Source organism: Aeromonas sp. Y318-3, assembly GCF_027706185.1.
GTDB classification, from domain to species: Bacteria; Pseudomonadota; Gammaproteobacteria; order Enterobacterales; family Aeromonadaceae; genus Aeromonas; species Aeromonas veronii.
Genome location: NZ_JAPDCN010000001.1, coordinates 50,372 through 74,906, shown reverse-complemented (window position 1 = coordinate 74,906; position 24,535 = coordinate 50,372). Strand labels below are relative to the sequence as shown.

The 24,535-nt window shown below is 59.6% G+C and carries 19 protein-coding genes; 9 read left to right on the top strand and 10 right to left on the bottom strand.

Features of this window, described 5'->3' with window-relative positions; translation table 11 throughout:
• Positions 1-103: 103 nt before the first annotated feature.
• The gene (locus OKB77_RS00415) at positions 104-2,143 is read right to left on the bottom strand and encodes an NADPH-dependent 2,4-dienoyl-CoA reductase (protein WP_265776136.1); all 2,040 of its coding nucleotides are present in this window, start codon (positions 2,141-2,143) and stop codon (positions 104-106) included.
• A gap of 208 nt (positions 2,144-2,351) precedes the next feature.
• On the opposite strand from OKB77_RS00415, the gene sppA reads away from it, so the two are divergent.
• On the top strand, positions 2,352-4,196 hold the full coding sequence (sppA, locus tag OKB77_RS00410) for a signal peptide peptidase SppA (RefSeq protein ID WP_252412946.1): 1,845 nt from the start codon (positions 2,352-2,354) through the stop codon (positions 4,194-4,196).
• A 92-nt stretch (positions 4,197-4,288) separates the two neighbouring features.
• On the opposite strand, the gene OKB77_RS00405 is transcribed toward sppA, so the two are convergent.
• The 8 genes from OKB77_RS00405 to OKB77_RS00370 form a co-directional block, all read right to left on the bottom strand.
• A complete protein-coding gene (locus OKB77_RS00405; protein WP_199415950.1) occupies positions 4,289-5,209 on the bottom strand; it encodes a L,D-transpeptidase family protein in 921 nt (306 codons plus the stop codon).
• Between the two features lie 511 nt (positions 5,210-5,720).
• Entirely contained in the window at positions 5,721-6,962 is a 1,242-nt protein-coding gene (locus OKB77_RS00400; protein ID WP_270816790.1) for a tetratricopeptide repeat protein, read from the bottom strand.
• Between the two features lie 11 nt (positions 6,963-6,973).
• On the bottom strand, positions 6,974-7,609 hold the full coding sequence (locus OKB77_RS00395; RefSeq protein ID WP_005343441.1) for an energy transducer TonB: 636 nt from the start codon (positions 7,607-7,609) through the stop codon (positions 6,974-6,976).
• 16 nt (positions 7,610-7,625) lie between these two features.
• The gene (locus OKB77_RS00390) at positions 7,626-8,033 is read right to left on the bottom strand and encodes an ExbD/TolR family protein (protein ID WP_005338933.1); all 408 of its coding nucleotides are present in this window, start codon (positions 8,031-8,033) and stop codon (positions 7,626-7,628) included.
• Positions 8,034-8,100: 67 nt separating this feature from the next.
• A complete protein-coding gene (locus tag OKB77_RS00385; RefSeq protein WP_005338936.1) occupies positions 8,101-8,628 on the bottom strand; it encodes a MotA/TolQ/ExbB proton channel family protein in 528 nt (175 codons plus the stop codon).
• A 10-nt stretch (positions 8,629-8,638) separates the two neighbouring features.
• A complete protein-coding gene (locus tag OKB77_RS00380; RefSeq protein WP_270816788.1) occupies positions 8,639-10,012 on the bottom strand; it encodes a MotA/TolQ/ExbB proton channel family protein in 1,374 nt (457 codons plus the stop codon).
• Entirely contained in the window at positions 10,009-10,773 is a 765-nt protein-coding gene (locus tag OKB77_RS00375) for a DUF3450 domain-containing protein (protein WP_005338938.1), read from the bottom strand. The genes OKB77_RS00380 and OKB77_RS00375 overlap by 4 nt, the downstream gene beginning before the upstream one ends.
• A 108-nt stretch (positions 10,774-10,881) precedes the next feature.
• Positions 10,882-13,437, bottom strand: coding sequence for a TonB-dependent receptor (locus OKB77_RS00370; protein ID WP_199415948.1), 2,556 nt, complete (start codon positions 13,435-13,437; stop codon positions 10,882-10,884).
• A 739-nt stretch (positions 13,438-14,176) separates the two neighbouring features.
• Here OKB77_RS00370 and OKB77_RS00365 point away from each other — a divergent pair.
• The 5 genes from OKB77_RS00365 to OKB77_RS00345 all read left to right on the top strand — a co-directional run bounded on the left by OKB77_RS00365 (position 14,177) and on the right by OKB77_RS00345 (position 20,350).
• On the top strand, positions 14,177-15,202 hold the full coding sequence (locus OKB77_RS00365; RefSeq protein WP_031227629.1) for an ABC transporter permease subunit: 1,026 nt from the start codon (positions 14,177-14,179) through the stop codon (positions 15,200-15,202).
• Positions 15,203-15,204: 2 nt separating this feature from the next.
• A complete protein-coding gene (locus OKB77_RS00360) occupies positions 15,205-16,248 on the top strand; it encodes an ABC transporter permease (RefSeq protein ID WP_013724081.1) in 1,044 nt (347 codons plus the stop codon).
• A 151-nt stretch (positions 16,249-16,399) separates the two neighbouring features.
• Complete coding sequence (locus tag OKB77_RS00355; protein ID WP_245132850.1) at positions 16,400-18,217, top strand: extracellular solute-binding protein; 1,818 nt, start codon at positions 16,400-16,402, stop codon at positions 18,215-18,217.
• A 31-nt stretch (positions 18,218-18,248) separates the two neighbouring features.
• Positions 18,249-19,307, top strand: coding sequence for an ABC transporter ATP-binding protein (locus OKB77_RS00350; protein ID WP_100646685.1), 1,059 nt, complete (start codon positions 18,249-18,251; stop codon positions 19,305-19,307).
• Positions 19,304-20,350: an ABC transporter ATP-binding protein gene (locus OKB77_RS00345; RefSeq protein WP_265776138.1), complete on the top strand. Its 1,047-nt coding sequence runs from the start codon at positions 19,304-19,306 to the stop codon at positions 20,348-20,350. The genes OKB77_RS00350 and OKB77_RS00345 overlap by 4 nt, the downstream gene beginning before the upstream one ends.
• 101 nt (positions 20,351-20,451) lie before the next feature.
• Here the strand turns inward: OKB77_RS00345 and OKB77_RS00340 are convergent, their stop codons facing one another.
• A complete protein-coding gene (locus OKB77_RS00340) occupies positions 20,452-21,063 on the bottom strand; it encodes a YitT family protein (protein WP_005349421.1) in 612 nt (203 codons plus the stop codon).
• A gap of 243 nt (positions 21,064-21,306) precedes the next feature.
• Here OKB77_RS00340 and OKB77_RS00335 point away from each other — a divergent pair, with 243 nt between their 5' ends.
• The 3 genes from OKB77_RS00335 to OKB77_RS00325 all read left to right on the top strand — a co-directional run bounded on the left by OKB77_RS00335 (position 21,307) and on the right by OKB77_RS00325 (position 24,412).
• Complete coding sequence (locus tag OKB77_RS00335) at positions 21,307-22,686, top strand: UDP-glucose dehydrogenase family protein (protein ID WP_088870053.1); 1,380 nt, start codon at positions 21,307-21,309, stop codon at positions 22,684-22,686.
• A complete protein-coding gene (locus OKB77_RS00330) occupies positions 22,683-23,696 on the top strand; it encodes an NAD-dependent epimerase (RefSeq protein WP_088870054.1) in 1,014 nt (337 codons plus the stop codon). The genes OKB77_RS00335 and OKB77_RS00330 overlap by 4 nt, the downstream gene beginning before the upstream one ends.
• Before the next feature lie 110 nt (positions 23,697-23,806).
• On the top strand, positions 23,807-24,412 hold the full coding sequence (locus OKB77_RS00325) for a DUF2076 domain-containing protein (RefSeq protein WP_064338692.1): 606 nt from the start codon (positions 23,807-23,809) through the stop codon (positions 24,410-24,412).
• Positions 24,413-24,535 lie beyond the last annotated feature (123 nt).

Below are 24,535 nucleotides of genomic sequence, written 5' to 3'. Positions count from 1 at the left end.
TCTCTGGGGCAATGATGGCGCTACCTTAGCACAGCACCAAATGAAGAAAACCCCTGAGGCTCAGGGGTTTATCGCACTATAAAGGGCAGGATGGCTCAGCTGGCTAGATGATCGCAGCCAGCTCGGCCCCTTGCCGGATGGCGCGCTTGGCATCCAGCTCGGCTGCCACGTCGGCACCACCGATGATGTGCACCGGCTTGCCTGCCGCCTGCAACCCGGCCTGCAGCTCCTTGAGGGGCTCCTGCCCGGCGCAGACGATCACCTGATCCACCGGCAGACACTGCTTGGTCTCGCCCACCTGAATATGCAAGCCCTCGTCATCGATCCCCAGATATTGCACCCCGGAGAGCATCTGCACCTTGCGGTTCTTGAGCACGGTACGGTGGATCCAGCCGGTGGTCTTGCCAAGTCCGTCACCCACCTTGCTCTCCTTGCGCTGGAGCAGCCAGATCTGACGCTCGGGGGCGTCGATTTCAGGAGCCGTGAGGCCACCGCGCTCGCCAAGCTGTTTGTCGATGCCCCACTCCTTGAGCCAGTGATCACGGTGCCCATCGGCATCCGTCTCCACCTTCTTCTCTACCCTTTTCTCCACAAGGAATTCGGCCACATCGAAGCCGATGCCGCCTGCACCGATCACCGCCACCTTCTGGCCAACCGGTTTGTGATCCCGCAATACGTCGAGATAACTCATCACCTTGGGATGTTCGATGCCCGGAATATTGGGGGTGCGCGGACGAATACCGGTAGCGAGGATCACCTCGTCAAAACCGCCGCCGAGCAGGCTCTCGGCACTCTGACGCTGGCCGAGATAGAGCTCGACACCGCACTTCTCCAGCCGTTTGGCGAAATAGCGCAGAGTCTCGTGAAACTCCTCCTTGCCGGGGATCTGCTTGGCGAAGTTGAACTGGCCGCCGATTTCGCTGGCCTGATCGAACAGGCTCACCTGATGACCGCGCTCGGCGGCGTAGCAGGCGAACGCCAGGCCAGCCGGGCCCGCCCCCACTACCGCTAGCTTCTTGGGCTGGGGCACGCGACCAAAGGTCAGCTCGGTCTCGAAACAGGCGCGGGGATTGACCAGACAGGAAGCTCGCTTCTGCTTGAACACATGGTCAAGGCAGGCCTGGTTGCAGGCGATGCAGGTGTTGATCTCGTCCGCCCGATTTTCGGCCGCCTTGATGACAAATTCGGGATCAGCCAGGAAGGGGCGCGCCATGGAGACCATATCCGCCTCGCCACCCGCCAGAATCCGCTCGGCCACCTCGGGAGTGTTAATCCGGTTGGTAGTGATAAGCGGCACCTTGAGATGCTTTTTCAGCTCGGCGGTCACCCAGCTGAAGGCGCCGCGCGGCACGCTGGTGGCGATGGTGGGAATACGCGCTTCGTGCCAACCGATACCGGTGTTGATCAGGGTCACCCCCACCGCTTCCAGCGCTTTGCCGAGCGCAATCACCTCTTCCAGGGTCGAGCCCTGTTCCACCAGATCCAGCATGGAGAGGCGGAAGATAATGATGAAGTCGGTGCCGACCCGCTCGCGGATGGCGCGGACAATCTCCACCGGAAAGCGCATCCGCTTTTCGCTGCTGCCGCCCCAGCCATCGGTGCGTTTGTTGGTACGCTCGCAGATGAACTGGTTGATGAGATAGCCTTCCGAGCCCATCACCTCGACGCCGTCATAACCGGCCGCCTTGGCCAACGCTGCTGTAGCCGCGAAGTCGCGAATAGTGCCGCGGATCTGCCGCTCGCTCATGGCGCGCGGTTTGAATGGGGAGATGGGAGCCTTGAGGGCGCTCGGGGCCAGACTGAAGGGATGATAGGCATAACGACCGGCATGGAGGATCTGCAGCGCTATCTTGCCCCCCTCCTGATGCACGGCGCTGGTCACCTTCTTGTGCTTGCTCACCTGCCAGGGAAAGCTCAGCTGAGAGCCGTGAGGTACTAGCCGCCCGCGCAGGTTGGGGGCGATGCCGCCGGTGACGATAAGGCCAACACCACCACGGGCGCGCTCGGCATAAAAGGCGGCCAGCTTGTCAAAACCGCCCTTCTCCTCTTCGAGGCCGGTATGCATAGAGCCCATCAACACACGGTTGCGCAGCTGGGTAAAACCAAGGTCGAGCGGGGTCAGCAGGGTCGGATAGCGGCTCACGATGCCTCCAGTTAATTTTTTGTTATCAAACTGAGGCTAGAGTAAAGAATCGAAAATTCTTTTTCAAACAAATGTTTGGACAATTTTTCAGCGAACAGCCGTGCCCTGAACGAAGATAGGCGGGATCCGCCAGTCGGAAATGGCAATTTCGCCCGCAACTGGTTAATAATGGCTCTTCTCTACCCATTAACAGGGCGATAACGCGACTATGTCTATTTTCAAAGGTCTGGGTTGGTTGTTCCGCAGCCTGTGGCGCCTGCTCAATTTCACCCGGCTGATGCTGGTCAATCTGCTGTTTCTCATCGTAGTGCTGGTCATCGTCTTCAGCGTCAGCCAGAAAGAGGCTCCCAAGGCGCCCATCGAAGGGGCGCTGACCCTCAATCTCAACGGCGTGCTGGTGGAGCAACGCTCCCAGACAGATCCCACCGTACAACTGCTGCGCCAGATGGACAGCAGCGACGAGCAGCCGAGCGAGATTGTTCTCTCCGACCTGCTGTGGGCCATCAAGAGTGCCAAGGATGACGAGCGCATCAAGGCGCTGGTGATCAAGCCACAAGGGCTGCAGGGAGCCAACTTCACCAAACTGCAGGAGGTGGCGAGCGCCATCGACTCCTTCCGGGAGAGCGGCAAACCGGTGATCGCCATGGCCGACTTCTACACTCAGGGGCAATACCTGCTGGCGGCCCACGCCGATCACGTGCTGCTCAACCAGAGCGGCGCCGTGGTGATCGAGGGGCTTGGGGTCTACCAGACCTACTTCAAGTCGGCGCTGGAGAAGCTCAACATCACCCCGCATGTATTCAAGGTCGGCACCTACAAATCCTTCGTCGAGCCCTATACCCGCGACGAGATGTCCCCCGAGAGCAAGGAGGCGAACCAGCGCTGGCTGGATCAGCTGTGGCAATCCTATGTGGCCGATGTCGCCGAGCAGCGGGAGATCGAACCCGATGCGGTCGCACCGGGCAAGGATCGCTTCCTCGAGCTGCTGCGCAAGGCCGGTGGCAATGCCGCCAACTACGCCCTCGACAACGGGCTGGTGGATCAGCTGGCCACCCGCGACGAGATGACCCAGGCGGTCATTAAAGAGGTGGGTGAAGCGGACGACCACGGCTGGAAAGGGGTCGGCCTGAAAGAGTATCTGGCTGCCATTCCGGAACAATATCCCCAGAGCGGCAAGGATGAGGTGGGTCTGGTGGTCGCCAGCGGCGCCATCATGGATGGCGTTCAGCCTGCCGGCACCATAGGCGGTGATAGCCTCTCCGACCTGCTGGCCGATGCCCGCCGCGATGACAAGGTCAAAGCCGTGGTCCTGCGGGTCGACAGCCCCGGCGGCAGCGCCTTCGCCGCCGAGCAGATCCGCGCCGAGTTGCTGGCCCTGAAACAGGCAGGCAAACCGGTAGTGGTCTCCATGGGCAGCTATGCCGCCTCCGGTGGCTACTGGATCTCCGCCGATGCGGACAAGATCTTCGCCTCCCCCACCACCCTCACCGGCTCCATCGGGGTATTCGGCATGTTCGCCACCATCGACAAGGCGTTGGCCCAGTTCGGTGTCCATACCGACGGGGTTGGCACCACAGATTACGTCGGCGTCGGCCCGACCCGCGCCCTGCCGGATCACGTCGGTCAGGCAATCCAGCTGAGCGTAGAAGATACCTACCAGCGCTTCATCGGTCTGGTCAGCAAGGGCCGTGGTCTGAGCCCGGAAGAGGCCGAGAAAGCGGCCGAAGGTCGTGTCTGGACTGGTGAGGATGCCAAGGCCCTGGGTCTGGTGGACGAGTTCGGCAATCTGGATGACGCCATCAAGGCAGCAGCCGAACTGGCCAACCTCAAAGAGTGGCAGGTGACCCCCATCGAGCAGGAGGAGTCCACCAAGGACAAGTTCCTGCGCCAGCTGTTTGACAGCAGTGCCCGCGTGCTGGCCCCCCAGTTGCAAAGCTGGCTGCCGGCAGGATTTGGCAAGGCATTGGTGGAAGTGAACCGCAGTCTCGACCCGCTCACCCGCTTCAACGATCCGCAAGGCACCTACGCCTTCTGCCCGGTCTGCGTGCAGTAAGCAAGCGGTGACTCCCCCATAAGAAAACGGCGACCAGATGGTCGCCGTTTTCTTTATTCAGCCAGTGCGCCAGGCACCGCCAACTTGCTCAATCAGGGATTGAGGCGGGTCGGCATACCACTTCGCTGTTCCAGCACCTGCTTGACCACGTTGGAGTCAGACTCGGCGTGAGCGATGAAGCGGGTGATGGCCGGTGTCATCGGGAGCGGCACGGAGGCGGTGGAGTTGAACTCCTCCTCGGTGCGCGACAGCGGCTCGTGTACTTCCATGTAGCGACCGCCATCCGGCTCGACCGTGGTCTTGACCGGCTGGTTGACGAACTGGACGCGGGTGCCGACCGGCACATTGTCGAACAGATATTTGATGTCGTCAGCGCGCAGACGCACGCAACCGCTGCTCACCCGCAGACCGATACCGAAGGTGGCATTGGTGCCGTGGATGGCATAGAGGTTGCCAATGTAGAGGGCGTGCAGACCCATGGGGTTATCCGGACCCGCTGGCCATACTGCCGGCAGAGTCTTGCCCTGGGCGGCATAGCGGCGACGGATGTTCTCGGTCGGGGTCCAGGTCGGGTTGGCGCGCTTGCGCTCTACCTTGGTGATCCAGTTCTCCGGGGTGTTTACCCCCAGCTGACCGATGCCGATGGGCAGTACTTCCACCACGTTCTTCCCTTTCGGGTAGTAGTAGAGACGCATCTCGGCAACGTTGATGACGATCCCTTCGCGGGGCGCGTTGGGCAGGATCAGCTGGTGGGGAATGATCAGGGTGCTACCCGCTTTCGGCAGATAGGGATCAACGCCCGGGTTGGCTTCCATGATGTTGGTCAGACCCAGCTGGAAGTCAGCAGCGATCTGCTCCAGCGGACGGTTGTCCGCAGGCACCACGTATTCCTGGTTTTCACCGATCAGGCGGCTGTTGGCCGCAGGCAGACGGTACTCGACGGCGGCAGCCTGCTGGCTGACCAGCGCAAATGTGCATAAAAGGGCCGAAGCGGCAGTGCGAAGGGGATTCATAAAATTCCTGTGTGGTTTCCTGTACCAAATGGGCCGGGGGCCGTCTCATCCTCGGTCTGCCGGTGGCGGGTCAACCTGCCCCACGACGCCAATAACCGAGCGCGCATTCTTTCCTGAGTCGGCCAAAATTTCAACTTCCATATGTTGCTTTTCTTGTTAAAAGTAGCCGTTTTCGGTGTGACGCTTATCAACAGGGCAAAAGCCACACAGGCAAGTCGCAGCAAAGAGAAAGATGAATGGCACGGCCCGCCTGTCAGCAAGCCACCCGAGCCCCCATCAACCACAACGCAGCGCCACCTTGCTTCACGGTTGCAGCCCTAGCTGAAACGTTTGTCACACCGGGAGAGATAGACCAATGTCGATGGAGGCTCTGTATTGGCATGAAGAGGGATAAAACCGCGCATCGGCCACCCGCCGGTGCTGGCAGCCACCATAAAAAAACCGCTCCGAAGAGCGGTTAATGGAGCCACCAGGCAACCATAAAAGGGACTACAGGTAGTTGTCATTGGAATTACTGGACGGCTGCCGCCCCTGCACCGCTCTGCTCTTTGAGGAAGCTGATCCACGGAGATGCCCGACCGCTGACGTTGCCATTCTGAGCAGCCTGGGTGAAGGCGTTGAGGGCCTCCTTCGGCTTTTGTTGCTCAAAATAGGCGACCCCGGTCAGGAACTTGAGATCCGCCCGCTGTTCACCATTGGCATTGGTTGCCGGTTTGGCGGCCAGCGCCACCAGATCCTGATAGCGTTTGCTCTGGATCATCATGCGCGCCATTTTCAGCTGCAATTCGGCGCTCGGGGCCAGCTGGTAGGACTTGGCCAGGGTGTCGATGGCCGGATCCAACTCCTTGGCCTGATGCCAGTAGTTGGCCAGGGTCTTGTAGTTGCTGGCGCTCTGCTCAATCGCCCCATCCTTCATCCCCTTCTCCATCACCCGTGCGGCGCGATGGGGAATGCCGGTGAAGGCGAGGTAGTTGGCGAGGCGCTGCAGCTCGGCAGCCTCGGTCAACATGCCGAGGTTATAGGCCGACTCCAGCGCAGCCAGCGCCTTGGCATCGTTGCCTGCCTGCATATGCATGGCCGACAGCTGGGTCCAGTACTTCTTCTTCTCCGGGAACATGTTGACCAGAGAGGTCAGCACCTCGGTCGCCAGTTTGTACTGTTTCAGCTCGTAGTGAGCCCCCATCTTCAGCAGATACCAGGACTCCGGCGCTTTACCTGCCGACAGCTTGATCGCCTGATCCACTGCTGGGATCGCGTCACGGTACTGCTTGAGCTGCACGTGTGCGTTGGCCAGCGTGATATAGGCATGGGAGTTGGGCTTGTCATCCTTGCCCTGGTTGGCAAACCACTCCTTCATGGTCTTGATCGACCCCTGATAATTGCCCTCCGCCATATAGAGCTGGGCCAAGTTGTAGCGCACCTGCTGAGCCACCGGTGGCGGCAGACCTCCTGTCGCGATGGCATCGGCAAAGTACTTGGTCGCCTGACCGTATTTCTCCTGCTGGGCGGCCACGAAACCGAGGGTCTGCAATATGACCCCCTTGTCGTAGACGCGCTCGCCCGCGCCGGAGAGCGCGTCTTGCAGCTTGGCATTGGCCTCGCCGTATTTCTTCTCGGTGATCAGCTCCTGCGCCTTGTTGACCGCCCGATAGGCCCGATCCGACAGGGCCGGCTGCTCGGCGGCCCAACTGGCGGTGCTGAGCAGCACCGCCATGGCGACCGGGGCGAGGATCATCTTCTGTAACTTGTTCATCGCCACCTTCCTTAGTTGACCGCAAACTCGATCTCTTGCTGCATACGGCTCGCCTGCGGCTTGCCATCCACCATGGCCGGTTTGAACGTCCACTTGGCGATGGTTTTGCGCGCCTCTTTGCCGAGGTCATAGCTGCGCGGCTCTTCCTTGACGATCCGCACGTTGCTGACGGTGCCGCGCTCGGTGACGGTGAACTCCACCAGCACCTTGCCGGAAGCCAGCCCCGCCAGCGCCGCCTTGCGGGGCATCATGGGCTCGAAGGTTGCCAGCGGAATGGCGCCGTTGTTGCCACCGACTCCGCCACCACCGCCGCCGGTGCTGTAGGCACCCAGCGCGTTGCCACCACCGATGTTGACCGGGATGTCGAGCTTGGGCATGTCCATCGGCGCGCTCTCCATCTTCGGCCGATCCGTGCTGGCCACTTCCATCTCGGGAGGCGGTGGCGGACGCTTGGGCGGCGGCGGTTTGGGCAGCTCCCGCTGTTTCTCTTGCAGGGTCTCCTGGGGCTTGAGGCGGATGAAATCGGTCATGGTGACGTCATCCTTCTCCACCAGCTCCCGGTGATCCGGTGTGATCAGCTTGTTCATTCCCAGAAACAGAAAGAACACCACCACACAGGAGACCGCCAACGATATCAGGTATCTCATAGGTCTCTCTCCGGCATCAGCTGCTCTTGTCTGCCGCGATGGAGATGTTCTGGACACCGGCCATGCGGATCTGATCCATGACCTGCACCACCAGACCGGAACGGGATTCGTTATCGGCCTGGATCACCACGGCACTCTCCGGGTTCTCGGCCCGCAGCCGCTCGATGTTGGCGCGCACCGCCCCCACCTCGACCACCCGCTTGTCGACCCAGACCTGACCGTTTTCGCGCACCGCGACCATGATATTGCCCTTCTTCACCGTCTCGGCCGTGCTGGCACTGGGACGGTTGATCTCGACACCGGACTCCTTGACGAAGGAGGTGGTGACGATAAAGAAGATCAGCATAATGAACACTATGTCCAGCATGGGGGTCAAATCGATAGCCGCCTCGTCAGCACCGCTGTCGCTGTAACGTTTTCTCATAGCAGAAACTCCTTGCTTGTTCTGTGCCCCCGGCAGGCCATGCCTGGCCGGGGGTATGCATCCTGCATCAACCGTGTTTCAGGTTGTCTTCCAGCTTTTGCACCGCCAGTTTGGCCTTGTGATCGAGCTGGTTGACAAAAAACAGGCCGGAAAGGGCGGCGATCATGCCCGCCATGGTCGGTACCGTTGCCTTGGAGATCCCCGATGCCATCGCCCGCGGCGAACCGGTGCCGGTGATGGCCAGGGTGTCAAACACCTGCACCATTCCCACCACGGTGCCGAGCAGCCCCATCAACGGGCAGAGAGCGATCAGCACCTTGATGACCGGCATACCCTTGTCCACCGCCATGGCAACCCGTGAGACCAGCTCGCGCCGGATCTGCTTGGCAGACCAGGAGAGATGATCGGTACGGGCCAGCCAGGTGGCCTTGGTCTGCTTCACCTGCTTGGGGTAGACCGCCATGAAGTAGAACCAGCGCTCCAGCAACAGGGCCCACATCATCAGGGTCAGGAAGAACAGGGCGACCAGTACATCGCCCCCCAATCCCAAAAACCGACGGACCGACTCGACTTCTTCAATCAACCAGAACCACATGGGTGACTCCTTACGCTGCGGCTTTGGAGGCGTGCAGACGTTCCTGATAACGGGCCACGAAACCGGCGCTCTGCTCCTCCAGCACCTGGATCAGACGACGGCTCTGGGTCTGCACAATGGTGTAGAGGAACAGCATGGGCACCGCGACGACCAGACCCTGCATGGTGGTCACCAGCGCCTCGGAGATACCGCCCGCCATCAGCTTGGGATCGCCGGTACCAAACAGAGTGATGGCCTGGAAGGTGGCAATCATCCCCACCACGGTACCGAGCAGGCCCAGCAGTGGTGCTACGGAGGCGATCAGCTTGATGATGCTGATGCCCTTCTCGAACTTGGGCACGTTGCGCAGGATGATCTCGTCGAGCTTGGACTCCAGATCCTCGATATTGTCACCGCGATGGTTCTGGTAGGCCCCCAGCATGTCACCAATGGGGTTACCCTTGATGATCTGATCGGATTTCAGCTGCTTGCGCATGGACGAGCCGATCAGCGACAGGCGGATACCGCAGAAGATGGCCAGCAGGGTACCTATGACCCCCAATGCCAGGATCACATAACCCACGGAACCACCCTGATCGATACGCTCCTTGAGGGTCGGTGACTGCACCAACAGGGAGAGGATCACGCCGCGAGACGGGTCGATAAAGATGGGCTTGACCCCGTCACCGCCCTGTTCAAACTCGGCGATGGGAGCCAGCACACTCTTCTCCGGTTGACGGGAGAGCTGCTCGAATTTACCGGTCTCCGGCACGAAGGTGAGGTACTTGCCTTCGGAAACAGTGTTGAACTCGCCGATCTGGGTGACGGTCTTCTCGGCCTGGTTGCCCTCACCGTAAACCACGGTCGCCGGGATCTGGCTCACCTCTCCACCGTCCACCATGCGGCTGAGGGTGGTGGTCCAGAATGCTTCCAGATCGTCGCTGGAGGGGAGCTCTTTACTCTCGGCCAGACGGGTCAACAGGGCGGATTGCTCTGGATGCTCGACCCGACGGGCGGAGGCGTTGAAGATCCCCTTGAACTCACCGGCGAACTGACGCAGCACACCAAACATCTCGCCCATGTTGCCGGAACGCTGGCGCAGGGTTTCAGTCAGCTCGGTCAGCTGCTTGTCGTTGGCATCAAAGGTCGCCTTGAGTTGCTCGCCCTTGGCGGTTTCGGCTGCCAGCTCGGCCTTGGCCTTGGCCAGCAGCGCTCCCTGCTCGTTCTTGTCAGCCAGGAAGCGGGCTTCCCGCTCCTTGTTGAGTTGGGATTCGCTCAGGCTGGAGGCCTTGACCTGGTTTAGCAACGCATTGAGATCCACCGGTTTTTCGGCGGCGGTCACCGGCAGGGTGACCAGGGTTGCTCCCGCAATCAGGGAGGCAATAGCAAGTTTGATTCCTTTCATGATGCTTTCTCCGCAGTTTGAACCGGCAGCTTGATCAGCGCGGGAGGCGCCTGCTTCTTGGCGATGCGAAGGCCCTGTTCAACCGCACTGCGATACTCCTGGGGCAACTCTTCCCACTGGCGGGTCTGCTTGTTCCACATGCCGGTCTCCTGCCCATCCGGGGACTGGTAAAGCAGTGCGATACGGCCAACGCGCAGGAACTCGTAGGTCTTCTCGCTGCCATCCTTGTCCAGGCTCGCCTTGTAGGCCTCGATGGTGCGGCTGAAGCCCTCCTCGATCTGGTAGGCTTCCAGGATCTTGCGGTATTTCTCGGAGATGGTGACATCGGCACGGTTCATCAGGTCGGTCAGAGCCGCCACGCGGTCCTCGCGCTCGACCTTCTGGAACGGCAGATCCAGTGACACAAACTGCTCGAGGGAGTCGATCATCTTGAGCATCAGGGGCACCACTTCGGTGCTGGTCTGGTCGATCTGGGCGATCTGCTTTTGCATCGACGCCAGCTCGGCGCTCTGGGACTCGACCATCTTGCTCACCTGCTCGTTGTAGGTGCGCAGACTGTCGACCTGACGCAGGGCGGCCTTGTACTGGGCCAATGCGGATTCGGCAGATTCGGCATAGCTGTCGATCTTCTGCTGGGAAACTTTGGATGCGTTGTCGGTGGCGGCTTGAGCGTCCACGGCCTGACCGGCAGTGGCGGCACTCAGATTGAAGCTGGTCAACAAGGCGGCCGAAACCAGGCTGCCAAGGAGCGCTTTCTTCATTGTAATGGTCCTTGTCTTCATAGGATTACCCTATCTCCGTAACTTCCTTGGACGTTGGGCACAGCCGGCCCGACCGGGCCGGCTGAGGTTGTATATCAACAGGGTTGATTAGAACTTCTGGGTGTAATCGATGTAGTAGATGCGACCGTCGATGCCGTAGAGGTCTTCTTCATAGGTGAAGCCATCGCTCGACAGAGAAGGTCCGCGGTTGAACATGTTCTTCACACCGGTCTGGATCTTGGCATTCCAGCTGGTATCGACCGCGACGTTCAGGTTCCAGACGGTGTTGGAAGCGATATGACCCTCTTCCTGTCCATTCACGTAATCCTGACTCTGGGAGTCGATATAGTTGGCGCTCAGATAAGCATCCAGATTCCACCACTGCGGGAAGTTGGCACCGATCCCGGAGTTGAAGCGAAGGTCTGGCAACGCATTCCAACCCTTCTTGTCGATCATTGGGCCACCGGCAAACAGACCTTCTTCATACTTCAGGATGTAAGTGCCACCGAAGTCATAGCGCATGGTGAAGAAGTTAAAGTCGTACTTGTAGTCCGCCTTGAAGTCGATACCACTGGTCTTGAGTTGCCCCAGGTTGACCATGCCGGCGTAGACCATCTCGACATCGCCGTTGGCATCACGAATAACGTTCGGGTTGCTGCCGGTATTAAGCTCCTGATAGAACTGGGTCTGAGTGGTAGCCAGCTGGATCACGTCATCAATCTTGATGTAGTAGTAATCGAGCGACAGGTTCAGGTTGTCCAGCGGGTTGTAAGCAGCCCCGATGGTGAAGGTATTGGCGGTCTCTTCCTTCAGGTTCTTGTTCGCTTTACGCGTTGTGTCGTACTGCGCTTCGGAACAGTTGGCAATACCATTGGCCTGGCAGCCTACATAGTCCTTGGCAAAGTCGGCAGAGAACGAGTCTGCGGCATAGAGATCATCCAGACCCGGCGCACGGAACGACTGGGACCAGGAGGTACGGAACATCAGCTGGTCGAGCGGTTGATAACGCAGACTCGCTTTGGGCGAGAAGGCGCTGCCAAAGTCGCTGTACTTGTCGTAACGACCCGCCAGGTTCAACTCGATCTGCTCGGTGATGGGGATCAGGCTCTCGATGTAGGTGGCAAACACATCGCGCACACCGCTACCGGAGTTGCCGGATGAACCCAGTACGTTACCCGCTTCGGACTGGCTGTCGTAGGTGTCGGAGTAAACCCAATCGTTATACTCGGCCCCTAGATACCAGCTGACCGGGCCAGCGGGCAGTTCACCCATCTCCCAACCCAGACCACCGTACCACTGGAAGAAGTCCATTTTGGAGGTACGGCTGGTATCGTACGAAAGGTCCTTGGTGGCCGCATCAGAGAAGCTGCCATTAATGAATTTCCCGCTATTAACCTGAGTCTGTACTGCTGGCTCCAGAACGTAGCCTGAACCATTGCTGCGGTTATCTGTTTTGGAATACATGTAACCAGCATTCCACTCCAGATCGCCTACTGCTTCGGTCGGCACAGTCCCTTCAAAACCAAGGTTCATGTTACCGGTCATGTCAGTCACATCGTTGTCACGGGGGCCGACGTTGTTAAAGCGGTAGTAAACGGTCGCAGCCTTGGCGGTGCTGAAGTTGTTGGCAGACAGGACTGCTGCGCTTTCGGGGGTGGAACCATCCACGGTGAAGGCACCGGCAGCTGGCGCGAAGCGACCAAAACTGGTGACGCGGGAGCCAATCAACTGCGGAACGAAGTCCACGTTATCGTTAATGTGATAGCGGCCGTTCACATAGACGGTATCACGCGTCCGGGAAGCGGTTTTGGCTGCTATCTGGGCAAAGTCGAAGCGGCAGGCTGTCCCCACGGGCACGAAACCGGCGCCTGTATTGGCACAGTCAATGCCGTCCAGAGTACGGGTAACTGTCTTGCCGGTCGTGGCATCAACACCCTTGATATTGCGACCATAAATACTGGGGGCTTCGGCACCCTGCTTGGCCAGATAGTCACGATCCTTGTAATAGATCACATCTTTCACATCGTGCTCGTAAACCATCATCAGAGAACCCTTGTCCCCTGTGATGCCACTGACAATGGAACCACTCTGCTCGTCACCACCCTCTTCGGTCGGCGAACCGATACGCCCCTGGAAAGTCAGCCCTTCGAAACCCTCTTTGAGGATCACGTTGATAACGCCACCGATGGCATCAGAACCATAGAGTGCGGAGCCACCATCCAGGTTCACTTCCACCCGCTCAACCGCCGCCATGGGGATGGTGTTGAGGTTGATGGAAGTACCACCCATAGTCGGTGAACCTGCGATCCGCTTGCCATTGAGCAGTACCAGAGTACGGGTAGAGCCCAGACCACGCAGACCAACGGTTCCCTGAGATTGATAGGAGTCGCCAGAGGAAGGGGAGTAACCACCAAAGGAGTTGTAGGAGGCCTGTTTCAGATAATCGGCCACAGTCTGCTGACCAGACTGTTCAATTTGAGCCTTGCTGACAGAGACAACCGGAGTCGCCCCCTCAACATCAACACGGGAGATACGGGAGCCAGTGACTTTGATTTTCTGCAGTTTTTCGACGTTCTGCCCTTCTTCGGCAGATACGGATGGGGCCGCCGCAAGGCTCGCCAAGGCGAACGCAATCGCAGCAGAGATTCTGCTCTTCCTAAGCATCGCTTATATCCTTCCTGGTTGTTTATTGTTTGCTTCCTGATACCGCCCTCTTTGGAGCGATGTGTAAGGCTTATCAATCTTTGACTAGTGACGTCAATGGAGCAGGGGTATGGCGAAGTCAGGCGTAGAATAAGCGGAGTGTATTAATTTTGACCGGCATAATTAGTGAATAATTCTGCCAAAAACAACCCACGCAATGTAAAAACATTGTTAAATGGCATAAATGGCGCTGAATTAAAATTTGATGAACTTATTAGTTAACGTGCTGTCCGTTTATATCTTATTTTGATTTATCGGCATTAATAAGAATAAAACACTAACTTCATGAGGGTTGCACCTGACCGTTCTCATGGGGATAACAGATAAAATTGTCGAGATGATATCGTTTTCCTTCAATTTCACACCCCAAACAAAAGCATTGCAAATCAATAACTTAAAATCACACAAAGCCAAAACAAACAGCTGTTTATATTTTTTAAAATAATGTTGAGCAGTAGCGTTTTGTTTTGATTTTCACTTTTCAGATAAAAAACGTCATTTTTCGGTGCATTTGGTCTCAGCGGGTCATTTGTCCCAGTTTTCCATTTCCTTGTACTTGATTTTTGTTGCAGAGCTTTTACAGTGGCCAAGCGGATTGTCTGCTGTTTGGCAACCAATCCAGCGCGTAATGCCAGGAAGGACAGGCCCGTCACCGGATTTGACTGGCCGCAAAAAAGAACAACAAGGACGAGGTTCCACCATGCTGTCGTATTTCCTACGCCGGATGCTTTTGATCATCCCGACGTTTCTCGGTATCACCCTGCTCGTCTTCACCATCACCCGTTTCGTGCCGGGCGGACCGGTCGAACGCATGCTGCTGCAAGCCCAGGTATCCCAGAATGAATCTGGCCGCTCCAGCGGCAGCAAGGGGGCGCAGGCCCTCTCCGATGAGCAGATCGAGGAGCTCAAGGCCTTCTATGGCCTCGACAAGCCCATGCTGGTCGCCTACTGGGAGTGGCTGCAGAAGCTGGCGGTGCTGGATCTGGGCGAATCGACCCGCTACTACGAACCGGTGTGGGATCTCATCAAGGAGCGGCTCCCCGTTACCGCCTTCTTCGGGCTGGCAACCTTTCTGCTGAGCTATGCGGTCTCCATTCCACTGGGGGTGGCGAAGGCGCTTAGGCACAACAGCCGCTTCGACTCGTTGAGCTCCATGCTTATCTACATGGCCTATGCCCTGCCCGCCTACGTGGTGGGGATCTTCCTCATCACCGTCTTCGCCTTCCATCTGGAGTGGCTGCCGATGGGCGGATTTCCGGGAGACGACTTTGAGTACATGGAGAGCAGCTGGGATCAGATCCGCACTGTCTTTGCCCACGCCCTGCTGCCGCTTATCGCCTACGCCATCGGCGATTTCGCCATCCTCACCATGACCATGAAAAACAGCCTGATGGAGAACCTGTCGGCCGATTATGTGCGTACCGCCGTGGCCAAGGGGTTGCCGTTTCGCAAGGCGGTCACCGACCACGCCATGCGCAACAGCCTGATCCCCATCGCCAGTCACCTGGGGTCTGTGCTCACCGTTTTCTTTGGCGGCTCCTTCCTCATCGAGACCATCTTCAACATCGACGGCATCGGCCTGCTCGGTTACGAGGCGATCGTCGAGCGGGATTACCCCACCGTCATGGGCATTCTGGCCATCACCTCCATGCTTATGCTGATAGGCAATATCGTCTCCGATATCTGCGTTGCCCTCGTTGATCCCCGCGTGCGGTTTGGAGACTGACCATGAAGCTCAATCCGGTTACCTTGAAAAAACTCAAGCGCTTCAAGTCGATCAAGCGCGGTTACTACTCCTTCATCATCTTCACCACCCTGGTGCTGCTCTCCCTGCTGGCGGAGCTGCTGGTCAACAGCCGGGCACTGATGGTGAGCTATCAGGGCCAGCTGCATTTCCCCACCTATGGCGATGTGATCCCCGGTCAGCAGTTCGGGCTCGATTACGAGTACGAAACCAACTACCGCCAGCTCAAGGCCAAGTTTGCCGCAGAGGGCCAGGGCGACTGGGTACTGCTGCCGCCGGTACCCTGGAACCCCTACGAGCAGGATTTCAAGGAGGATGCCTACCCGCCCTACGCCCCCAGCGCGGCCGAGCGCCACTTCCTCGGCACCGATACCAGTGGCCGCGATGTGCTGGCGCGGCTGGTTTACGGCTTTCGCATCGCCATCGGCTTTGCCTTTATCGCGCTGGCGGCCAGTTACGCCATCGGGGTCACCATCGGCTGTCTGATGGGCTTTCTCGGCGGTCGCTTCGACCTCATCCTGCAACGCTTTATCGAGATCTGGTCCCAGGTGCCATTTCTCTACGTCATCATGATCCTGGTGTCGCTGGCCAAGCCCAACTTCGGCCTGTTTGTCGCCATCAACGTGCTGTTCGGCTGGATGGGGATCACCTGGTATATGCGCACCCTCACCTACAAGGAGCGGGCGCGGGACTATGTGATGGCGGCGCGGGCGCAAGGGGCGACCACTGGGCGGATCATCTTCAACCACATCCTGCCCAACACCCTGATGATGATCGTCACCCTGGCGCCGTTCGCCGTGGTGGGCAATATCTCCACCCTGACGGCCCTCGACTATCTTGGCTTCGGGCTGGCACCGCCGACCCCGAGCTGGGGCGAGCTGCTCTCCCAGGGCATCAACAATCTGGATGCCATCTGGATCGTCAGCTCGGTGGTGGCAGCGGTGAGTCTGGTGCTGATCATGGTCTCCTTTATTGGTGAGGCAATCCGCGAGGCATTCGATCCACGCAAATTTACCCGTTACCAATAAGCCAGCCAGCGCCAACACACATCGGCAGGCGTCGGGTAACAAACAGTCATTAATGAAGGACGGGCCGCCGCCATCGGCGGTCCCGGGAGCAAGGGATAATCCCGTTATCAATCAAGACCCCCAGTGCAGGGGCCAGACCTGGAAGTCAAACATGAAAAATAAAATCAAATGGATAGGTGCTCTCTTTGTGCTGGTAAACGGATCCTGGGTCTGGGCGGCCAGCCTGCCCGCGGATCTCAAATGGGAGACCAACGACACGGATCCTGTGTTCGCCTCCCCCAAGGCGCAGCCGGGCGGCAGCCTCAATATGTTTGTGGAGAGCTTTCCGCTGACGTTTCGCACCGTGGGGCCTGACTCCAACGGATCGTTCCGCTCCTTTATTCTCGATAACCAACTACGGCTCATCAGCTTCCACCCCAATACCGGCAACCCCATCCCCTCGCTGGCGACCCACTGGGCCATCGCGCCAGACAGCCAGACCGTCTACTTCAAGCTGGATCCGCGAGCCAAATGGTCGGATGGCAAGCCGGTCAATGCCGATGACTACACCTTCGGCTACGAGATGATGCGCTCCAAACACATCAAGGGACCCTGGTTCAACAACTACTACACCACTGAAGTGGTAGCGGTAGAGAAGATCGACGACCACACCATTCTGGTCAAAGCGGGCAACCGCAAGGCCAAGCTGGATCTGCTCAACACCACCGAGCTGTGGCCCCAGCCCAAGCACTACTACAAGCTGACCCCCAACTGGGTGAAGCAGTACAACTGGGCCGTGGTGCCCACCACAGGTCCCTACGTGATCAGCGACGTCAAGAAGGGCAAGTCGGTCACCTTCAGCAAGCAGAAGGATTGGTGGGCAAAAGACGATCGCTACAACCAGCACAGATTCAACATCGACACCATCAAGGTGCAGGTGATCCGCGACCACAACATCGCCTTCCGCCACTTCCTGAAAGGGGAGATCGATACCTTCGAGATGATCCTGCCCAACTGGTGGCATGAAAAAGCGGTCACCCCGGAGTACAAGAAGGGGTACGTGCAGAAGGTGATGGCCATGACCGACACCAAACAGGGCGGTCAGGGAGTTCACCTCAATGTGGCCAACCCCAAACTGGCAGACGTAAACGTGCGCCTCGGCATCCAGCACGCCTTCAACATCGACAAGATGATCGAGACCGTGCTGCGCGGCGATTACGACAGAGCCACCACCTTCGACTCGGGCTTTGGCGAGTTCACTGACATCACACTGCCGGAGCGGGCTTATGACATTGGCAAGGCGCGGGAGTACTTTGCCAAGGGCGGCTACAACAAGCCGGGGCCGGACGGCATCCTGCAAAATGAGAAGGGTGAGCGGCTGACGCTGGCGCTCACCTACACCAGTCAGGAGCACTCCAAGCGACTGACCGTGCTGAAAGAAGAGGCCAAGAAAGCGGGTCTGGATCTGGAGCTCAATCTGGTGGATGGCGCCACCGGCTTCAAGGTGATGCTGGAGAAGAAACACGAGGCGGCCTGGCTCGGCTGGGGCGGCGGCGGTCTCTATCCGCAATATTGGGAGTTTTTCCACTCCGCCAACGCCAACAAGCCGCAGACCAACAACCTGTTCAACGTAGCGGACAAGGAGCTCGACGCGCTGATCGATGCCTACAACGTCGAATTCGACATGGCCAAGCGGGCCAAGCTCTCCCAGCAGATCCAGCAGCGCATCTATGATCTCGCCATCTTCGTGCCCGGGGTGCAGCTCAACTATGTGCGGGCCAGCAGCTGGCGTTATGTGATGCTGCCGGAAGTGCCTGCCACCAAGAACACGCCGGATCTGCTCTACTGGCCGATGGATGGTTATCCTCACAGTAGCGGCGGTCTGCTCTGGCTCGATCCCAAGGTGAAGGAAGAGACCCGCAACGCCAAGGAGGCAGGGGAGGCGCTGGCGCCCATCAACCTGCTCGACAAGACCTATGCACGTCATTGATATTCAGGCCATTGCGAAGGGAGCAGCCGTTATGCCCAACACTCAGGCCCCCATTCTTGACGTACCGGATAACGGGGGGGAGTTCGCCGTTGATCACGGCCAGCACCAGGCCCCAATCCTCGAAGTACGCGATCTTGAGGTGGAGTTCGCCGTCGACGACGGCAAGATCAAGGTGCTCGACGGGGTCAGCTTCAAGGTGGCACCGGGTCAGACGCTGGGGATCGTTGGCGAGTCCGGCTGTGGCAAGAGTGTCACTTCACTCGCCATCATGGGGCTGCTGCCCAAGCCCCACGGTCAGGTGGTGGCCGGTTCCATCCGCTTTCAGGGGGAGGAGCTGCTGTCACTTGCGCCGGATCAGATGTACAAGGTGCGCGGCAACCGCATCTCGATGATCTTTCAGGAGCCGATGACGGCCCTCAACCCGGTGCAGACGGTCGGTGAGCAGCTGATGGAGGTGTTTCGCCTCCACCGCCCGGAGTATGACAAGGCCCAGCGCAAAGCCGCGGCCATTGCCATGCTGCAGAAGGTGGGGATCCCGGAACCGGCCCAGCGCTTTGCGGTCTATCCCCACAACCTCTCCGGCGGCATGCGCCAGCGGGTGATGATCGCCATGGCCCTCTCCTGCGAGCCAGACCTGCTTATCTGCGACGAGCCGACCACGGCGCTGGATGTCACCATTCAGGCACAGATCCTCGAACTGATGAAAGAGCTGCAGGCCCAGACCGGGATGGCCATCATCTTTATTACCCACGACCTGGGGGTAGTGGCTGAGCTGTGCGACGAAGTGGTGGTGATGTATGCCGGGCGGGCAGTAGAACAGGCCGACGTGTTCGAGCTGTTTGACCACCCCCGTCACCCCTATACCCACGGCTTGATGAGCTCGATCCCGCGCCTTGAGGATGAGCCCAAGAGCCTGCTCAAGACCATCAAGGGACAGGTGCCAGCCCTGCACGAGATGCCCGCTGGCTGCCGCTTCTCCAACCGCTGCCCCCATGCGACCGATCTCTGCATCAGCGCCATTCCGGCGGTGGAGCAACTCAATCCGCGCCACCATGTCGCCTGTCACTACTGGAAGGAGTTGACCCCATGAACACTCTGTTATCGGTCAGGGATCTGAAACAGCACTTCCGGCTGGGAGGCGGCTTCCTGCGCAAGCAATATACGGTTCATGCGGTGGATGGCATCAGTTTCGATCTCAAGCAGGGAGAGACGCTGGGGCTGGTGGGTGAGTCGGGCTGCGGCAAGTCCACCCTCGGGCGCAGCCTGCTCAAGCTGTTCGAGCCGACCGCAGGCACCATCACCTTCGAGGGGCGCGACATCACCGCCCTCAGCCCGAAGGAGATGCGCTCCCTGCGTCAGGAGATGCAGATGGTGTTTCAGGACCCTGCAGAATCCCTCAACAGCCGCCACACCGTGGGCCAGATCCTGGAGGAGCCCTTTATCATCCACGGTAAAGGCAACACTGAGCAGCGCCGCGGCTGGGTGCAGGAGTTGCTGGCGAAAGTGGGCCTGCCGGGCAGTGCGGTGGATCGCTACCCCCACGAGTTTTCCGGCGGTCAGCGCCAGCGGATCGGCATCGCCCGCGCCATCGCCCTCAAGCCCAAGCTGCTGGTGTGCGACGAGGCGGTCTCGGCCCTCGATGTCTCGGTGCAGTCGCAGATCGTCAACCTGCTGCTCAGCCTGCAGCGGGAGATGAACCTCTCCATCATCTTCATCGCCCACGATCTGTCGGTGGTCAAACACATCTCGGATCGCATCGCGGTGATGTATCTGGGACGGATCGTCGAACTGGCGGATGCCCAGTCGCTTTATCTGGCGCCGCGCCACCCTTACACCCAGGCGCTGATCTCCGCCATTCCGGTACCGGACCCGCGCAGGCGCAGCCAGCGTATTCTGCTGACCGGCGATGTGCCCTCCCCCATCTCGCCGCCAAGCGGCTGCCACTTCCACCAGCGCTGCCCACATGCGACCGAGCTGTGCAAAAGCAAGGCGCCCAAGCTTGAGGCGTGTGATGAGGCCCATCATCAGGTGGCCTGCCACACCCCGCTCGCAGCTGATGATCACGCCATCAGTGGCAGCGCGATCAATGGCAACGCCATGAGCGGCGACAGCAGGCTGGAACAGGCAAGCTAGGCGCAGCGAACAAACACCAAGGGAGAAACAGACGAGGCGGCCATCAGGCCGCCTCGTGCTATCGGGTCACTCTTGTCTTATCGCGTCACGGCTGCCGCTCGTCAGGCAATCTGGTAGCGGCCCGGCTTATGGTTGAGTGTCAACACCAGATTACAGATGACCGCCGCCACGATGGAGAGCGCCAGAATCCAGGGCTGCACCACGAAAAACGAGGCGACAACAATGGCACAATCGAGCCCCATCTGCAGCTTGCCCGCCCGGATGCCAAAGCGATCCTGAATAAAGAGCGCCAGAATGTTGAAGCCCCCCAGACTCGACTTGTGGCGAAACATGATGAGCAGCCCCATGCCGATCAGGGTGCCGCCGATCAGCGCCGCATAGAGGGGCTCTATCTTGCCGATCTGCAATACACCGTTGAGGTGATCGGTCATGTAGGAGACTGCCGCCACCGAGACAAAGGTGTTGAAGGTAAAACGGGGCCCCATCCGCAGCCATGCCAGCGCATAGAAGGGCAGGTTGATGCCGAAAAACAGCAGGCCGAAGCTGATGCCAGTCACCTTTTGCAGCAGCAGCGCCAGCCCGGCGGTGCCGCCAGTGAGCAGGCCAACCTGATGAAACAGAAAGATGCCGAGAGAAACAAAGCCGGCCGCCGTCAGCAGGGCCAGCACATCCTCATAAATGGGATGGGCAGTGCGAATCGAGGTGTTGTCCATAACCTGTATCCAAGCGAAGTAAAGAGAGAGTGTCTGTCGCCTGCCGTTGCGGGCGGGCTGCGAGCCCTGTCCACAGGGCTTCGTTATGGGGTCCAGTCTATTTTTTGTGAAAAGGATCACAACAGTCAGGCTGAACGCCCCATTCTGGTGCCTGTCATCTGGCATTGACACTCGCTGCACCAAGATGCAGCATGCCGCGGTTTAAGCGCGCCATCACTCCATTCACAGCACGAGGCACTTTTCATGAAGGTCACCATTTTTGGCACAGGCTATGTCGGGCTGGTGCAGGCCGCCGTTCTGGCCGAGGTGGGCCATCAGGTCTGCTGCGTGGATGTGGATGACGAGCGGATCGCCGCCCTCAGGCTGGGGCAGATCCCCTTCTATGAGCCGGGGCTGGCCCCGCTGGTCGAGAGCCATCTTGCCAGCGGCCGCCTGAGCTTCACGGTCGATCCCGCCATTGCCGTGGCACACGCCGATCTGCTGCTGATCGCCGTCGGCACCCCGGCTGACGAGGATGGCTCGGCCGATCTGCAACATGTGCTGGCGGTGGCCGACACCATAGGCCGACTGATGAGCCGCCCCAAGCTGGTGGTGACCAAGAGCACAGTACCGGTCGGCACGGCGCAGCAAGTAAGGGAACATATTGAGCTACAGTTGGCCGAACGTGGGCAGACCCTCACCTGCGAGGTGGCGGCCAACCCCGAGTTTCTCAAGGAGGGGGCGGCGGTCAACGACTGCATGCGGCCAGATCGCATCATCATCGGCTGTGACAGCGAGCGGGCACTTGAGCAGTTGCGCGCCCTCTACGCCCCCTTCAACCGCAATCACGACCGGATCGTGGTGATGGATCTGCGCAGCGCCGAGCTCACCAAATACGCCGCCAACGCCATGCTGGCCACCAAGATCTCCTTTATGAACGAGATGGCGGCCCTCGCCGAGCAGCTGGGGGCCGATATCGAGGCGGTGCGTCAGGGGATGGGAGCCGATCCCCGCATCGGTTACCACTTTATCTACCCGGGCTGCGGCTACGGAGGCTCCTGCTTCCCCAAGGATATCAAATCGTTGCGCCATACCGCGGCGAGTGTCGGCTGCGACGCCCCGCTTTTAGCGGCGGTCGAGCAGGTCAACCAGCGCCAGCAACAGAAGATGGCGCAAACCCTGCTGACCCGCTTCGGCCCGGATCTGCGCGGCCGCACCTTCGCCCTGTGGGGGCTGGCGTTCAAACCCGGCACCGACGACATGCGCGATGCGCCGAGCCGCCCGCTGCTGGCCGCCATCTGGGCTGCCGGTGGCCGGGTGCAGGCCTTTGATCCCAAGGCGATGGAGCGCGCCCGCCAGATCTACGGCCAGCGGCCGGATCTGCTGCTCTGCCCCACTCAGGAATCTGCGCTGGAAGGGGCTGATGCCCTGCTGATCTGTACCGAATGGCAGGCGTTTCGCGCCCCCGATTTCCAACAGTTGAAAGCACTGCTCAACCAGCCTGTCATCATCGATGGCCGCAACCTCTATGACCCGCGCCAGCTCAGCGAACTCGGGTTTGACTATCACGCCATCGGGCGACCACATCTTCCCGCCAAAAAGCCGCCTGCCAACACCAGCTGCAACCCGGAGACTCAACCATGATCTATCTGGTCACCGGCGTCGCCGGTTTTATCGGCTTTCACGTGGCCAGCCAGCTGTGCGCCGCAGGTCATCAGGTGGTGGGGATCGACAACCTCAACGACTACTACGAGGTGAGTCTGAAAGAGGCGCGGCTGGCCCAACTGGCCAGTTTCCCCCATTTTCACTTCGAGCGGCTGGATCTGGCGGATCGCGAGGCGATGGCGACCCTGTTTGCCAGCAACCGTTTCGAACGGGTGATCCATCTGGGTGCGCAAGCGGGGGTGCGCTACTCCATCGACAATCCGTTCGCCTATGCCGACAGCAACCTCACCGGTATGCTGACGGTGCTGGAGGGGTGTCGTCACCACGGGATTCAGCACCTCATCTACGCCTCCTCCAGCTCGGTCTATGGCATGGGGGATCAGATGCCCTACTCCACCGCACAGCAGGTGGATCACCCGGTCTCCCTCTACGCCGCCACCAAGAAGAGCGGCGAGCTGATGGCCCACGCCTACTCGGCGCTCTATGGCCTGCCCACCACAGGGTTGCGCTTCTTTACCGTCTACGGCCCCTGGGGTCGGCCCGACATGGCCATCATCAAGTTCACCCGCGCCATTCTGGCGGGGGAGCCCATCGACGTGTACAACCACGGCGATCTCAGCCGCGACTTCACCTACATAGACGACATCGTCGCTGGGATCCTCGCCGTCGCCGATCAGCCGCCCCGCCCCAATTCCGATTGGCACGCCAGCGAGCAGAGAGCGGCCGAGAGCGCCGCTCCCTACCGCATCCTCAATATCGGCAACGGCCAGCCGGTGCGGCTGCTCGATTTTATCGAGGCGCTGGAGGATTCCATCGGCAAGCCCGCCATCAAGCGGATGCTGCCGATGCAGGCAGGTGACATGCACGCCACCTGGGCTGACAGCGAACCGCTGCACACCCTCACCGGCCTGCGCCCCGCCACGCCCCTCAAGCAGGGGGTTGCCGAGTTTGTCCGCTGGTATCTCGACTACTACCGGCCCGCCCGCTGACGAGCGCGGGTAGCCCCTCGGTCATTGATGAGTTAATCAGATACCACTGATGCCCCGCGGGTTTTAGGATGGCTGAACGCATTGTCTGCGCACCATAGCGAGGATTTGAGATGCAATCACAGGAACAGGGTCTGATCGATGGACTGTTCGACCGCCTCAAGCAAGCGCAAGCCAGGGATAGCAAGCGAGACCAACAAGCGGATCAGCTGATCCGCCAGCATCTGGCCCAGCAGCCCGATGCCCCCTACTACATGGCCCAGGCGCTGCTGCTTCAGCATGCTGCCCTTACTCGCCTCAACGAGCGGATCAAGGAGCTGGAAGCCAGCCAGAGCACCCCAAGTGGTGGCAGTTTTCTCTCCGGCCTGTTTGGTAGCGAAAGCAGCCCGCCTCCGCGCTTTACGCCGCCACCGGCATCCGCGCCTGCCCAGCCAGCATCCCGTACCAGCTCCTTTTTGGGCGGCGCCCTGCAAACCGCCGCCGGTGTGGCCGGTGGCGTCATGTTGGCCGATATGATCGGCGGGCTGTTTCACAGCAATCGGCCCGAGGAGATCATCGACATCATAGAGCCTGCCCCCATCGCCAATCCGGTCGATGCGGAACCGGTTCGCTGGGACGGCTGGGATTCACCTCCCGATGCTGGCAGCAGTTTTCTCGACGACGATAACCTGAGTGGCGGCTGGGCCGACAGTGACGATAACAACGGCGGTTTCTTCTGACCGTCAAACCATTACTGGCCCCGCATCTGGCGGGGCCCAACTCGATACGAAACCCATGACTATGGAAAGTGTGATGACACCACGGATCGGCAGCGGCATGACGCGATATACTCAGTGCGCTTC